Origin of the sequence: Oceanicella sp. SM1341 (genome assembly GCF_003448965.1) — a bacterium.
Taxonomy (GTDB): domain Bacteria; phylum Pseudomonadota; class Alphaproteobacteria; order Rhodobacterales; family Rhodobacteraceae; genus Paroceanicella.
In genome coordinates, this window is record NZ_QRGC01000006.1 from 195,639 (window position 1) to 208,664 (window position 13,026).

At 72.6% G+C, this 13,026-nt stretch carries 13 protein-coding genes; 6 read left to right on the forward strand and 7 right to left on the reverse strand.

Going from position 1 to position 13,026, the window contains the following annotated elements; translation table 11 throughout:
• The first annotated feature begins 398 nt into the window (after nucleotides 1–398).
• Nucleotides 399–896 carry an N-acetyltransferase gene (locus D3P35_RS08480; protein WP_118134275.1) on the forward strand — a complete coding sequence of 166 codons (498 nt, stop codon included), beginning with the start codon at nucleotides 399–401 and terminating at the stop codon, nucleotides 894–896.
• Between the two features lie 138 nt (nucleotides 897–1,034).
• Here the strand turns inward: D3P35_RS08480 and hppD are convergent, their stop codons facing one another.
• On the reverse strand, nucleotides 1,035–2,144 hold the full coding sequence (gene hppD, locus D3P35_RS08485) for a 4-hydroxyphenylpyruvate dioxygenase (protein WP_118134276.1): 1,110 nt from the start codon (nucleotides 2,142–2,144) through the stop codon (nucleotides 1,035–1,037).
• A 105-nt stretch (nucleotides 2,145–2,249) separates the two neighbouring features.
• Between hppD and D3P35_RS08490 the strand changes: the two genes are divergently transcribed.
• Complete coding sequence (locus tag D3P35_RS08490) at nucleotides 2,250–2,756, forward strand: Lrp/AsnC family transcriptional regulator (protein ID WP_232830428.1); 507 nt, start codon at nucleotides 2,250–2,252, stop codon at nucleotides 2,754–2,756.
• A gap of 248 nt (nucleotides 2,757–3,004) precedes the next feature.
• Nucleotides 3,005–3,373 carry a response regulator gene (locus D3P35_RS08495; RefSeq protein ID WP_157982069.1) on the forward strand — a complete coding sequence of 123 codons (369 nt, stop codon included), beginning with the start codon at nucleotides 3,005–3,007 and terminating at the stop codon, nucleotides 3,371–3,373.
• A gap of 11 nt (nucleotides 3,374–3,384) precedes the next feature.
• Here D3P35_RS08495 and D3P35_RS08500 read toward each other — a convergent pair whose 3' ends face one another.
• The 3 genes from D3P35_RS08500 to D3P35_RS08510 form a co-directional block, all read right to left on the reverse strand.
• Entirely contained in the window at nucleotides 3,385–4,191 is an 807-nt protein-coding gene (locus D3P35_RS08500) for an SDR family NAD(P)-dependent oxidoreductase (protein WP_118134279.1), read from the reverse strand.
• A gap of 123 nt (nucleotides 4,192–4,314) precedes the next feature.
• Nucleotides 4,315–5,151: an inositol monophosphatase gene (locus tag D3P35_RS08505; protein WP_157982070.1), complete on the reverse strand. Its 837-nt coding sequence runs from the start codon at nucleotides 5,149–5,151 to the stop codon at nucleotides 4,315–4,317.
• A gap of 333 nt (nucleotides 5,152–5,484) precedes the next feature.
• Nucleotides 5,485–6,096, reverse strand: a complete 612-nt coding sequence (locus D3P35_RS08510; RefSeq protein WP_232830429.1) for a hypothetical protein — start codon at nucleotides 6,094–6,096, stop codon at nucleotides 5,485–5,487.
• 147 nt (nucleotides 6,097–6,243) lie between these two features.
• On the opposite strand from D3P35_RS08510, the gene D3P35_RS08515 reads away from it, so the two are divergent.
• From D3P35_RS08515 to D3P35_RS08525, 3 genes are all read left to right on the forward strand, one after another.
• Nucleotides 6,244–7,062 (forward strand): metallophosphoesterase, encoded by an 819-nt coding sequence (locus D3P35_RS08515; RefSeq protein ID WP_157982071.1) that lies wholly within the window; start codon nucleotides 6,244–6,246, stop codon nucleotides 7,060–7,062.
• 118 nt (nucleotides 7,063–7,180) lie between these two features.
• Nucleotides 7,181–8,155, forward strand: a complete 975-nt coding sequence (locus D3P35_RS08520; protein ID WP_118134282.1) for an ABC transporter substrate-binding protein — start codon at nucleotides 7,181–7,183, stop codon at nucleotides 8,153–8,155.
• Nucleotides 8,152–9,852, forward strand: coding sequence for an iron ABC transporter permease (locus D3P35_RS08525; protein WP_198670507.1), 1,701 nt, complete (start codon nucleotides 8,152–8,154; stop codon nucleotides 9,850–9,852). Before D3P35_RS08520 ends, D3P35_RS08525 begins: the two co-directional genes overlap by 4 nt.
• Nucleotides 9,853–10,303: 451 nt before the next feature.
• On the opposite strand, the gene D3P35_RS08530 is transcribed toward D3P35_RS08525, so the two are convergent.
• From D3P35_RS08530 to hemP, 3 genes are all read right to left on the reverse strand, one after another.
• A complete protein-coding gene (locus D3P35_RS08530) occupies nucleotides 10,304–11,350 on the reverse strand; it encodes an ABC transporter ATP-binding protein (RefSeq protein ID WP_118134283.1) in 1,047 nt (348 codons plus the stop codon).
• Nucleotides 11,351–11,520: 170 nt separating this feature from the next.
• Complete coding sequence (locus D3P35_RS08535) at nucleotides 11,521–12,030, reverse strand: hypothetical protein (protein WP_157982072.1); 510 nt, start codon at nucleotides 12,028–12,030, stop codon at nucleotides 11,521–11,523.
• Complete coding sequence (gene hemP / locus D3P35_RS08540; protein ID WP_118134285.1) at nucleotides 12,027–12,203, reverse strand: hemin uptake protein HemP; 177 nt, start codon at nucleotides 12,201–12,203, stop codon at nucleotides 12,027–12,029. Before hemP ends, D3P35_RS08535 begins: the two co-directional genes overlap by 4 nt.
• Between the last annotated feature and the right edge of the window lie 823 nt (nucleotides 12,204–13,026).

A 13,026-nucleotide genomic window follows, 5' to 3' on the forward strand; every position in this document is an offset into this window, starting at 1 on the left:
GTGCTCCACCCGCACCCCCCCTATGCCCGGATTCGCCGTGGCCGACTGTGCGCGGGCGCACATATCGAAGGATCTGCGCGAGGGCATGCCGTGCAGGAGTCGCACTGGCGCAGAGGCCGTGAGCTTCGCGCTCCCGCCCGCCGCCTCGGGATCGCCCGGGGTGTACTCGGCGGCCGCCGCGCGCCGGGCCCGCACAGCCTGCGCCCCCGGCTCCGAGGGGGCATCGGCGGGGCCGGGGGGCGGACGCTCTGCCCGGGCCGGGAGGCACCCGCGTTGCGCGGGTGCGCGGTCCGCGAGCTTCAGGGTCGCGCGCCGTGCCGGCGTGCTCCGGGGCGGCTTCCGCGCCGCCGGCCACGGCCTTATCCTGTGGGGGATCGGAGCGATCGGCGGAGCACGCGATGGAGATACTCACCGAGTTCGAGCCCGGTGCCCTGGGGGAGGTGGTGTCGCTGCACGCGCGCCATTATGCCCGGCATTGGGGCTTCGGCACCGTCTTTGAATGCAAGGTGGCCCGTGAGATGGCCGATTTCGCCGCGCGCCGCGCCGCGGATGACCTGGTGCTGCTGGCGCGCGACGAGGCCGGCATCGCCGCCTCGCTGATCCTCGATGCGGGTGACCCCGCCTCCGGCCCGCGCGGCGCGCACCTGCGCTGGTTCATCGTGGCGGGACGGGCGCGGGGCAGCGGGCTGGGCCGGCGGCTGCTCGCCCGCGCCGTGGCCCGTGCGGAAGCGGTGAGCGGCGGGCGCGCCTGGCTCACCACCTTCGCCGGGCTGGCACCGGCCCGGCACCTCTACGAGGCGCACGGCTTCGTGCTGGCCCGCGAGGAGGAAGGCGCGGCCTGGGGCACCCGGGTGATCGAGCAGGAGTTCCGCCGCCCGGCCGATCCCCCCGCCTGAGCACAAAAAGCCCCCGGAGCACGCGGGCCCCGGGGGGAAGGCATTCCTGCCCCGGAGGGGCGGTTGGTGGCTCGCCCCGGAGGGGCGGTTGGTGGCCTGCCCCGGAGGGGCCGCTGTTGGCCCGCCCCGGAGGGGCCGTTACTCGGCGGCGGTGCCGATCACGCCGCGGTCGATCTGGTCCTGCTCGATCGACTCGAACAGGGCGCGGAAATTGCCCTCGCCGAAGCCGTCATCCCCCTTGCGCTGGATGAACTCGAAGAAGATCGGCCCGATGACGGTCTTGGAAAAGATCTGCAGCAGGATGCGGGTTTCGCCGCCGTCCACCACGCCCTCGCCGTCGATCAGGATGCCGTGCTTCTTCAGCTTCTCGAGCGGCTCCTCGTGGTCCTTCACCCGCGCGTGGCTCATGGCGTAATAGGCCGGCGGCGGCGGCGGCATGAAGCTCAGGCCGCGGGCGTGGATCTCGTCGGTCGCCTTGTAGATGTCGTTGGTGGCCACCGCGATGTGCTGGATGCCCTCGCCCTTGTACTCGCGCAGGTATTCCTCGATCTGGCTGTGCTCGTCGGCGCTCTCGTTGATCGGGATGCGGATGCGCCCGCAGGGCGAGGTGAGCGCCCGCGAGAACAGGCCGGTCATCTTGCCCTCGATGTCGAAGTAGCGGATCTGCCGGAAGTTGAAGATATCGGCGTAGAAGTTGAACCAGGTGTCCATGTTGCCGCGGTTCACGTTATGCGTCAGGTGGTCGAGGTAGAAGAAGCCCACGCCTTCCGGCTTCTCGGCCACGCCGGGCAGGCGCTCGTACTCGGCCGCATAGGGCGAGCCCTTCTCGCCGTAGGTCTCGACGAAATAGATCAGGCTGCCGCCGATGCCCTCGATGGCCGGCACGTCGAGCACCTTGCCGCCGCCCTCATAGGGCTTCGCGCCCTTCTCGATGGCGCGCTCGTAGGCGTGCTGCGCGTCGACCACGCGCCAGGCCATGGAGGGGGCGCAGGGGCCGTGCTGCTCCACGAAGCGCATGCCGAAGGAGCCGGGCTCGGCGTTCAGCACATAGGTGATGTCGCCCTGCTGCCAGAGGGTGATGTCCTTCTCGCGGTGCTTCGCGGTGCACTCGAAGCCCATCTTCGCAAACAGGCTGCGCAGGGCCTCCGGGTCCGGATGGGCGAATTCGACGAACTCGAACCCGTCGGTACCGGCGGGGTTGTGCTTGCTGATCTCGGCTGGCGGCGCGTCATGCGGGAAGGGGCCCATGAAATTCCTCCGGTTGGCTGTTGTCTTTGCGCGATGGTGGGGCGGAGTACATGCGCTGAGTGCGCATTCTGCCCGCCTGGGCGCAGCTGGATGCGCAGATTTCGCATGGAACGCGCCTGTCATGCGCGCTATCCTCGATCCATGGCAGAACTCGACCGAATCGATGCCGAACTGCTGCATCACCTGCAGCTCGATGCCCGCCTCACGGCGCAGGACCTGGCGGAGCGGGTGAACCTCTCTCCCAGCCAGTGCGCGCGCCGCCGCCAGCGGCTGGAGGAGGCGGGGATGATCCGCTCCTACCGCGCGGTGGTGAACGCCGCGAAGGTGGGCGCCACGGTGGAGGCCTTCATCCAGGTGGTGATGGCCGCGCACAACCGCGAGAACGCGCGCGATTTCGTCGCCCGCATGCAGGTGACGGCGGAGGTCGTCGCGGTCTGGACCCTCACCGGCTCCACCGACTACCTGCTGCGGGTGTTCTGCGCCGACCTGCCGGCGCTGAACCGGCTGGTGCAGGACGTGCTGCTGCCCCATCCCGCCGTGGCCCGGGTGCAGAGCCAGATCGTGATGGAGCGGCTGAAGGACAACGCCCCGGTTTCCGTCCACCCCGGCTGAGCCGGGCCGTTTACCCTTTCGCAAGCCGGCGGGCGGATAAGCGGGCTCGTGCGGGGTGGATACCGGGCCGCGGGGGCATGCCTGCCGCGCGGGGCCGGTCGGCACGGGCGGGGGCCCGGCCGGGTGAGCAGGGAGGCTTGCACTTGGACAACACTGCCGGGCCGGGGCGGGAGCGCGCGGATCGCTCCCTTCCGGGAGAAGACCCTCTGCCGGATGGCCCGCGGCCAGGCGGCGCCGCTCTCCGCGCGATGGAGATCCTCGTCGCCGAGGACACGCCGACACTGCAATTCGTCATCCGGGGGTTTCTGGCGAAGGCGGGGCACCGCGTGGCGCTGGCCGCCACGGGGGCGGAGGCCTGTGCGGCGCTGGGCCGCGCGCGCTTCGACCTCGCCATCATCGACCTGCTGATGCCGGACATGGATGGCGACGAGGTGGTGCGCCGCCTGCGCCGGGGCCGCTCGGGGCAGCCGGACCTGCCGGTCCTGATGCTCACCGCCGCCATCGACGCCGAGAGCCTCGGCCGCGTGGAGGGCTGCGGCGCCGACATGATGCTGCCCAAGCCCTTCCGGCGCGACGAGCTGCTCGGCGCCATCGACTGCCTGATGGCCGGGCGCTGAGCCCGGCCGGGTCAGGCGATGGTGTCGACCACGCCGCCATCCACCCGCAGCGCCGCGCCAGTGGTGGCGGAGGCCTGCGGCGAGGCGGCGTAGACCGCGAGATGCGCCACCTCCTCCACCGAGGCGGCGCGTCGGATGATCGAGCTCGGCCGGTTGGCCTGCACGAACTCCGCCGCCACGTCCTCCAGCGCGCGGCCGGATTTCTCCGCCTCCGGGCGCAGCATGTCGGCCAGCCCCTCGGACAGCGTGGGCCCGGGCAGGATGGCGTTCACCGTGACCCCGGTGCCGGCCATGCGCTTGGCGAGCCCGCGCGAGAGCGACAGCAGGGCGGTCTTGGTGACGCCGTAATGGATCATGTCCGCCGGGATGTTGAGCGCGGATTCGGAGGAGAGGAACAGCACCCGCCCCCAGCCGCGCGCCTGCATGCCGGGCAGCCAGGCGCGCGAGAGGCGCACGCCGGAGGTGATGTTCACGTCGAAATAGCGCTGCCAGGTGGCGTCGTCGGTCTCGAAGAAATCCTGCGGGCCGAAGATGCCGACATTGTTCACCAGGATGTCGCAGTCCGGGCAGGCGGCGACGAGGCTCTCGCAGCCCTCCGCGGTGCCGAGATCGGCCGCGACGCCGGAGACGGCCTCCGGGCCGCGGGTCTCGCCGAGTTCGGTGCGCAGGGCGGACACCGCCTGGTCCACCGCCGGCTGCTTCCGCCCGTTCACCACCACGCGCGCACCCGCTCCCGCCAGGCCGCGGGCGATGGCGAGGCCGATGCCGCCGGTAGAGCCGGTGACGATGGCGGTCTTTCCGGAAAGGTCGATGCGCATGGGCATGGCTCCTGAAACTGGGCCCCGGAGGGCAGGGTTTGCCGGGCGGCGCCCGGCGGTGGTGTCGGGGCCGCGCGGGACAGGTAGTCCCCTCGCCCGGGCGCGCAAGCCCGGGCCGCCGGATCAGGCCGGTTGCAGGGGCAGAAGCGGGACGATCGCATCACGAACATGCTGCCAGACGCGCGCATTCGCGGCGGCGATCAGCGTCTCTGTCGTGGGATGGCCGGGCCGCCAGCGGCTGCCGTCGGAGAGTGCGGCATGTCCGCCGCTCTCCGCGAGGATGAGCAGACCGGCGCAATGATCCCAGGGCTTCAGCCCGGCCGCGAGCGAGAACTGCGCCCCGCCCTCCGCCAGCATGCGATAGTCGTAGGCCGAGCACTGCAGGTTCATCAGCCGGGTTTCCGGCGCGAGGCTGTGCAGGACGCCGACATGGCTGCGCAGGTCGAACAGCGTGTGGGGAAACAGGCCGGTGAGCCGCTCCGGCGTCCGGCCGCCCGACTGCAGGCGGCGGGCCGGGCCGCCCGGGCGCTGGCGCCAGGCGCCGCCCCCGGCCCGGGCGTGGAGGAAATCCCCCTCGAGGGGATAGTGGATCAGCCCGGCGACGGTCTCGCCCCGCGAGAGCACCGACACCATGCAGCCGAACAGGGGCAGGCCGTTGGCGAAGTTCCAGGTTCCGTCCACCGGGTCGATGACGAAGAGCAGCGGGTCGGCGGCATAGTCGAACCCGTCGCGCGCCGTTTCCTCGCCCGTGACGCGCGCGCCGGGGAAGCGCTGCTGCAATTCGGTGGTGAGCCGGGCCTCCGCCGTGATGTCTGCCACGGTGACGAGGTCGGCCGGGCCGGATTTCTCGCCGATCTCGCCGTCGCCGAGGCTGCGGAAGCGCGGAGTGATCTCCTCGGCGGCGATGCGGGCCATGATCTGCATCACCGCTTCGGTGTCGGCGGCGGAGAACCCGCTCATGCCGCTGCCCGCGCGAAAGCAAGCGGTGCGGGAGACAGGTGGCGCCGGGCGGGTCGGCGGGGCAGAGGGTGCGGGGGCATGTGGCATGTTCCGTGTTCGGGGAGGGTGGCTGGCGCCATCATGCCCGCGCGACGGCGGATCTCAATGGCGGATGCCCTCCGGCCACACCCGGAGCAGGGCGGCAGCACGCGGGGCGCGGGCGACGGCCGGCCCGCCCCGGGGTGCCGAAGCCGCGCCGGGCTGCGGGTCACGCCGCCGGCGCGCGTGCAGCCGGATGACGCCCGGGCCGGCGGCCCGGCTCGCCGGCGGCTCGCCTCGGCCCCCGCCGGCGGGTTACATCAGTCCCAGGCCCTGCCGGCGGGCCAGTTCGCCGAGGTTTATGTCGAAGGTGATGGCGCCGATGCTCCTTCCCTCGGCATCGGTGAGGGTGAGGCTCACCTGGCCGATCCACACCCCCCATTCCGGGATCCATTCCACCTCCCCCATGTCGATCGCGTCGGGGCCGACAAGGAAGGTGTTGGTGAATTTCGCCTCGTCCCCCTGCCAGAAATCGCTGGTGGGCGCCGACTGGCCCACGTTGAGCCCGTTGCGGTCCATCGCGAAGATGGCGGTGAGCAGGCCGACCCGGTCCGACTGCAGGCGGATGAAGTAGATCGACAGCGGGCGCGACAGGGTCATCGCGATGAGCGGCTTCTCGACCGACTTGTGCTCGGTGCGCCACTGCAGGTCCAGCCGGTCGATCTCGGCCTGGGGCAGGCTACCGTAGCGTTCGTTCTGGCTGGAAACGGAGAGCCGCACGATATCCGCCTTGCCCAGGTCCCGCAGGTAGGCGACGACACGCGGGGTGATGAGTGCCTCAAGATCCGGCGGAGTGGTCTCGCCCGCGCTGGCGGGCCGCAGCGCCGGCAGGCCGAGAACGGCCAGAAGGCAGAGGATTCGAAGCATCGAGCGGTCTCCCTGAAAACCCGTGAGGCGCCATCACACCCCATCCGGACTGACATGCGGTTAACGCCACGCGCCGCGGAGTGTCATGATAACGTCGCGCCGGCGAGGCAGAAGGGCCCCGCCCTCCCCAGAGTTCCGGAAGACACGATGACCCGTTTCCTGCACCTCACCGACCTGCATTTCTCGGCCAGCCCCGCCGACGACCCGGACCTGCGCTCCGACACGCCGGCCACGCTGGAGGCGGTGCTCGACAGTCTCGAGGGGCTGGAGCCGGCACCGGATTTCGTGCTGGTGACCGGCGATCTCACCAACCACGGCGAGGCGGAGAGCTATGCCGGGCTGCGGCGGCGGCTCAAGCGCCTGCCGGCGCCGGTGATCGCGGTGCCGGGCAACCATGACGCGCGCTCCGCCTTCCGCTCGGCCTTCCTGCGCGAGGCGCCCTCCGAGGCGCCCTGCCTGAGCGAGACGGTGCTGGCCGGCGCGCATGTGATCGGGCTCGACACCTCCTGGCACGGGCACGTGGGCGGCCGGCTGGAGCCCGAGCAGCTCGAGTTCCTCGACGCGGCGCTCGACCGCCACCCCGACCTGCCGAAGCTCATCGCCATGCACCACGGCCCCTCGCTCTCCGACGCGCCGGAGGCGGAGTGGGAGAGCCTGACGCGCGCCGACACGGCGCGGCTGGGGCAGGTGATCGGCAACCGCGCGGTGGCCGGCATCTTCACCGGGCACATCCACCTCGACCGGCTGGCGCTGTGGCTGGGCATCCCCGTGGTCACCACCACGGGCCTGCACTGCACGCACGACCCGCGGCCGGGGCCTGATCTCGTGGCGCTCACCGGTGCCTCGGTGGCGCTCTGCGCGCTCTCGCCCGAGCTGGCGGTGACCTGGATGCAGCTCCCCTCCGACCGGCGGGAGATCGGCCGCATCCCGCGCGCGATGATCGCCGGGCACGACGCGGAGGCCTGAGACGGTCATCGAACTGTCATCGCCCTGTCGTGGGCGGGCCACGGGCCGGGGGTAGGCGGCGGGGGAGAGGGGCCGCGCGGCCCTGCCCTGCCCTGAAACATCCTCACCGGAGCGCCCGATGAAGACCCTGCTTTCCGCCGCCGCCCTCAGCCTCGCCCTCGCATCCGCCGCCGCCGCGGCCGAGGGCAGGCTGGTGCTCTACACCTCGCAGCCCAATGCCGATGCCCAGGCCACGGTCGATGCCTTCACCGCCGCCAACCCCGGCGTGGAGGTGGAGTGGTTCCGCGACGGCACGACCAAGGTGATGGCCAAGCTCGCCGCCGAGTTCGAGGCCGGAGACCCGCGCCCCGACGTGCTGCTGATCGCCGATTCCGTCACCATGGCGGGGCTGGCGGCCGAGAACCGGCTGATGGCCTACCCGGAGGCCGATACCGCCGCCTACGAGGACGGGCTGATGGACCCCGGGCACATGTGGTTCGCCACCAAGCTCATCACCACCGGCATCGTCTACAACACTTCCGCCGAAATGGTGCCCGCCACGCTCACCGACCTGCTGAAGCCCGAGGCCGAGGACCAGATCGCCATGCCCTCGCCGCTCACCTCCGGCGCCGCGGCCATCCACATGGCGGCGATCACCGGCGCGGAGGGCCTCGGCTGGGAGTATTATCAGGGCCTTGCCGGCCAGGGCACCCGCCCCACGGGCGGCAACGGCGCCACCTACAAGGCCGTGGCCGGCGGCGAGAAGCTCTACGGGTTCCTGGTCGACTACCTCGCCATCCGTGAGGCGGCCAAGGGCGCGCCGGTGAAGTTCGTCTTCCCCGAGGAGGGTGTCTCGGCGGTGACCGAGCCGGTCGCCATCCTCTCCACCGCGCAGAACCCGGAGGCGGCGAAGGCCTTCGTCGACTTCCTGATCTCGCGCGAGGGGCAGGAGCTGGCGGCCCGGCAGGGCTACCTGCCGGCGCTGGCCGATGTCACCCCGCCCGAGGGCTTCCCCGCGCGTGACACCATCCGCCTGCTGCCCTTCGACGCCGCGCAGGCGCTCGAGAACGACCAGGCCGACAAGCTGCGCTTCGTCGAGATCTTCGGCGAGTGATCCGCCGCCTGACGGGCGAGGGCGCCGCCCTCGCCCTGCTCGCCTGCCTCGGCGTGCTGCTGCTGGTGGTGCCGCTGGGGCGGCTTGCGCTCACCGGCCTCGCGCCCGGCGGCGTGCCCGACCCCGGCGCTTTTGTGGCGGCGCTGGGCGCGGGCTCCACGCTGCGGGCGCTCGCCAACAGCCTCGTCTCCGCCGGCGGCTCGGCGCTGCTCGCCACGCTGGCGGGCGGGCTGATCGCGCTCGGGCTCGGCCTCACCGACATCCGCGGCCGCGGGGTGCTCACCTTCCTCGTGCTCCTGCCGATGATGATCCCGCCGCATGTCACCGCCATTGCCTGGATCCAGGCCACCGGCCCCGCGAGCCCGCTCCTGCTGCTGCTCGGCCTCGCGCCGGCGCCGGGCTCGGAAAACCCGCTCTACTCGGCCGGGGGGGTGATCGCGCTCCTTTCGGTGCAGAACACCGGCCTTGCCTTCCTCGTGGTGCGCACCGGGCTGCGCGCCCTGCCGCGCGACGTGTCGGAGGCGGCGCGGGTGTTCGGCGCCGGGCCGGGGCGGATGCTGCGCCGCGTGGTGCTGCCGCTGGTGGCCCCCTCGCTGATCGCGGCGCTGGCGCTGGCCTTCGTCTCGGCGCTGGGGAATTTCGGCATCCCGGCGCTGCTCGGCATCCCGGCGCGCTTCACCACCCTGCCGGTGCTGATCTGGCGGCGGCTCACCAGCTTCGGGCCGGGCATGCTGCCCGACGTGGCGGTGCTGGCGGTGATCGTGGGCGCGGTGGCGCTGCTGGCGGTGGCCGCACAGCGCCGCGCGCAGGCCCGGGCCGGCGCCGCCCTCACCGGCGCGCCGCAGCCGGCGCTGGCGCTGCGGCTGGGCCGGGCGCGGCCCTTCGCCGAGGCCGCTCTCTGGGCTTGGGTGGCGGCCACGCTGGCGCTGCCGCTCGCGGCCCTCATCTCCACCGCGCTGGTGCCGGCCTACGGCGTGCGGCTCAGCGCCGAGACCGCCACGCTGGAGAGCTTCCGCGAGGTGCTCTTCGTGCAGGAGGCGCCCTTGCGCGCCTTCGCCAATTCCACCCTGCTGGCCGGGCTCGCGGCGGCGCTGCTCGCCGCCCTCGCGGTGCTCACCGGCTATTTCGCCGGCCGGCGGGCGCGGCTGCCGCGGTCGGTGGCGGGGGCTGTCGCCACCCTCGCGGACCTCGCCTACGCCATCCCGGGGCTCGTGGTCTCGATCGCGATGATCCTCGTCTTCCTGCGGCCGCTGCCGGGGCTGGGCGTGTCGCTCTACGGCACCGGGGGGATCATCCTCGCCGCCTATCTCACCGGGTTCATGGCCATCGCGCTGAAGCCGGTGGCGGCGGCCTATGCCCGGCTCGACCCCGCGCTCGACGATGCCGCCCGCACCTCCGGCGCCGGGTTCTGGCGGCGGATGCGGCGCATCCTCGGCCCGCTCACCGCGCCGGCGGCGGCCTCGGGCGCGATCCTCGTCTTCCTCACGGCCTATAACGAGGTGACCGTCTCCGCCCTGCTCTGGTCCACCGGCAACGAGACCATCGGCACCGCGATCTTCAACTACGAGGACAGCGGCGCCACCCCGCTCGCCGCCGCGATGTCGGTGATCACCGTGCTCGCCACCCTGTGCCTGATGCTGCTGCTCGACCGGCTGGGCCGCCGCGCCCCGCCCGGCGTGGTGCCCTGGCGCGACTGAGCCGGCCGCTTCCCGCGCGACATCCCGCACCACGCCACGGACAGGTCCCCTCCCGGCCCCGGAGCGCGCCGCAACGCCCGTCGCCCGCACCACACTCTGCCACGCCTCCGCCCGGCACGAAGGGCCGCGCCCGACCCTGGGTGGGCGCGGCGTCGCTCGTGGTCTGCGGTTTATCCCTGAAACCCCGGACGAGGGCTGAGCCCCGTCTGACATCGCCATCGCGCCCTCCCGGGGGGAGGGTCGGGCGCGGCCCGGGCTGGTCGCCCGGGCGAGCGGGTGGAGCAGTCACGCACAAAATATTGGCAGGACGCAGCGGCGGGTGGAGGAGCGAGCGCGACAGTCCGGCCCGTGCCGCCGCGCCGCAGGCGCGGCCCGGCCCAAACCGCAGGAGACGCGCCCGCGAGGGCGGGTCGACGGAGGGCGGGAGGTCTCCGACTCCGCTCGCCCGGCCTCAGCCCTCGGGCAGCAGCCAGCCGCCGGTGACCCGCAGCGGCACGGTCTCGCCGGGTGTCAGGCGGGCAGGGGTGGCGACCGGGAGGGCATTCTCCCAGCCCTCCGGCCGGGCCCGGCCTTCCCACACACCGCCGCGATAGCGCACGCTCTCCAGCCGCGCCGGCAACCCGCCCCCGGCGATGGCCACCTGGCCCGGGCGCAGCAGCACGGCGCCGGTGCCGCGGGTGGTGCCGGGGCGGCAGCTCACCTCGGCCGCGAGCCCGTTGCCCAGCCGCACCTGCGCCCGCGCGCCCTCGGCCGCGAGCACTTCGGCCGGAACCACCGCGCCGGTGCCCACGAAGCCCGCCACCCGGGCCGAGACCGGCCGGTCATGCAGCTCCTCTGGCGGGGCGACCTGCAGGAAACGCCCCTCCTCCATCACCGCCACGAGGTCGGAGAGCGCCATCGCCTCGCGCTGGTCGTGGGTGATGTAGAGCAGCGTCGCGCCGGAGGCGCGGTGGAAGGCGGTGAGCTCCTCCTCCATCGCGCCGCGCAGGTGGGGGTCGAGATTGGCGAGCGGCTCGTCCATCAGCACCGTGCCGGCCCGGCTGGCGAGGCAGCGCGCCAGGGCCACGCGCTGGCGCTGCCCGCCCGAGAGCTCGGCCGGCTTGCGCCCGGCGAGCGGGGTGAGCGCGACGGTTTCGAGGTGACGTTCCGCCTCTTCACCCGCGCGGGCGCGCGAGGCGCCGGCGGTCTCGATGGGGAAGGCCACGTTCTCGCGCACGCTCATGTGCGGCCAGAGCGCGTAGGACTGGAACACCACCGCCACGCCGCGCGCCTCGGGCGCCACGTGCAGCCCCGGCCCGGCCATGGCCCGGCCGCCGAGGGCGATCTCGCCGCCGTCGAGCTCCTCGAGCCCGGCGACCAGCCGCAGCAGGGTGGATTTCCCGCAGCCCGAGGGCCCGAGCACGGTGAAGAACGCGCCCTCCGGGATATCGGCCGTGAGGCCGCGCAGCGCCGGGCTTCCCGAGAAGCTCTTGCGCAGGTCGTTCAGATGGATGGACATCTCGCCTCCCCCCTCGCTCCGGGGCAGGCATAGCGCCCCCGGGGGCCGGGGGGCAAGCGCCGGGGCCGCGGCAGGGCGCGGCGCCCCGTCACGCCTGCCGGCAGGCGTGTTTATACCGCGTCACGCCTGCGTGCAGGCGGCCTGATGCCGGTCACGCAGGCGCAGGCGCTTCAGTGGATGCGATGCTGGCGCAGCTGCACCACGTTCGGGGCGGAGAACGGATCCTCCTCCGCCTCTTCCTCCGCGCGTTCGCCGTCCGGCGGGGCGGCGAAGCTGGTGGCCATGCGCAGCGCGGCCGCGATCACCACCGGCAGCACGGCGGGGGCGACGAACAGCGCCGCCACGAGCCCCGCATCCTCGGTGTGCCCGTCCCGGGCGTAGGCGACCATCTGGGCGAAGGCCGCCTCGTCGCCGCCGAAACAGGTGCAGTTCACCCCGTGGCGCTGCAGCGGCCGGCGGGCGTTGCGCAGCACGAGGCCCATCAGGCTCTCGAAATCCCGCAGCGCCCGGGCGGCGCGCACCGTGCCGAGCCGGTTGGCGAGATCCTGCCAGACCTCGGCCTGGCTCTCCGGCCCGTCGCACCACAGGCGCAGGTAGCGCACCACCTGCATCTCCAGCGGGGGAAGCTCGGAGACCACCCCCACCGGTGCCGCGCCGCGCGCTCTCTGCGCAGGCGTCATTTCGTGAGGATCAGCTTGCCCTGGCGGGTGATGCGCAGGGTGTAGATGTTGCCGTTGAGGGTGATGCGCGCCTCGCGGCCGCCGTCGGTGAGCACCCGCGCGTCATGCACGCAGGGGCCGCTGGCGGCGACATGGGTGGCGGAGGCGTCTGCGATGGAAGCAACAACATTCATTCCCGATTCTCCCGTGATGGCGGCGTTTCGCCGCGAACTTGCCTGGACCGGAAGGACCAGCCGCGGCCGTGCGGACAACGGACGGCGCAAATCTTGGGTGGGCAGGTCCTGGGCGGATGCATTGACAGAAGATGTGGACTGCATGGATCTGATCCCGGTCTGAGCGTGGTCCGGGCTGCCCCGGGGTCGGGGTGGCTAGGCGATGAGGAAAGTCTTACAAAAACGCTCAGGTTGGTCAATCCCGATTTTTTTGCTAAGTTTCTTTGGCGGAGAAAAATGCTCGGGAATCGGCGTGATTATCATGCAATTCAATCGCTTAGGCCGCAAGGGGCCCGTGCTGCGGCCGCGAACACCCACGGCGCTGTGTCTTGACAGTTTTTATCGGATTTGCGTAACCGGCGAAAGACGGGCCGCGAACCGGGCCGGAGGGGAAACACGGATGCGCCGCATGGCGGATCCGTCTTCCGCTCCCGCGACGGTCGGGCCTGTGCGGCGGGAAAGCCCCGCTGCCAGGAAGGAGCCGAGATTGGTCATGGCAGGACATCCCACCGGGCCGCAGGCAGGCCGGACGTCTTCCGCAGCGTCGGAAGCCGCCCGCAGGCATGCCCGCTGTCCGGATCCGTTCCGCCGTGCCGTGCCGCGCTCCGTGCCCCCCATACTCCATCCGTTCCGGGAGATCCGCCATGGAGCCTGAAACCACCCCCTCGACCCTGCCCCAGGCTCCGGCCGCCGATTCCGCCGCCGAGGCGCCCTCCGGCGCCGCCGCGCCCGCGCAGGCCCCGGAGAGCGGCGCCGCCCCGGCCGGGGGCGCCGCTCCCGCGCC

What these genes read in the sequence shown, in the direction of transcription:
- D3P35_RS08490 (WP_232830428.1), top strand. Translation starts at nt 2,250, where the DNA reads ATGGAACGCGCCTGTCATGCGCGCTATCCTCGATCCATGGCAGAACTC.
- D3P35_RS08520 (WP_118134282.1), top strand. Translation starts at nt 7,181, where the DNA reads ATGAAGACCCTGCTTTCCGCCGCCGCCCTCAGCCTCGCCCTCGCATCC.
- D3P35_RS08510 (WP_232830429.1), bottom strand. Translation starts at nt 6,096, where the DNA reads ATGCTTCGAATCCTCTGCCTTCTGGCCGTTCTCGGCCTGCCGGCGCTG.
- D3P35_RS08480 (WP_118134275.1), top strand. Translation starts at nt 399, where the DNA reads ATGGAGATACTCACCGAGTTCGAGCCCGGTGCCCTGGGGGAGGTGGTG.
- hppD (WP_118134276.1), bottom strand. Translation starts at nt 2,144, where the DNA reads ATGGGCCCCTTCCCGCATGACGCGCCGCCAGCCGAGATCAGCAAGCAC.
- D3P35_RS08530 (WP_118134283.1), bottom strand. Translation starts at nt 11,350, where the DNA reads ATGTCCATCCATCTGAACGACCTGCGCAAGAGCTTCTCGGGAAGCCCG.
- D3P35_RS08500 (WP_118134279.1), bottom strand. Translation starts at nt 4,191, where the DNA reads ATGCGCATCGACCTTTCCGGAAAGACCGCCATCGTCACCGGCTCTACC.
- D3P35_RS08515 (WP_157982071.1), top strand. Translation starts at nt 6,244, where the DNA reads ATGACCCGTTTCCTGCACCTCACCGACCTGCATTTCTCGGCCAGCCCC.
- D3P35_RS08495 (WP_157982069.1), top strand. Translation starts at nt 3,005, where the DNA reads ATGGAGATCCTCGTCGCCGAGGACACGCCGACACTGCAATTCGTCATC.
- D3P35_RS08535 (WP_157982072.1), bottom strand. Translation starts at nt 12,030, where the DNA reads ATGACGCCTGCGCAGAGAGCGCGCGGCGCGGCACCGGTGGGGGTGGTC.
- hemP (WP_118134285.1), bottom strand. Translation starts at nt 12,203, where the DNA reads ATGAATGTTGTTGCTTCCATCGCAGACGCCTCCGCCACCCATGTCGCC.
- D3P35_RS08505 (WP_157982070.1), bottom strand. Translation starts at nt 5,151, where the DNA reads ATGAGCGGGTTCTCCGCCGCCGACACCGAAGCGGTGATGCAGATCATG.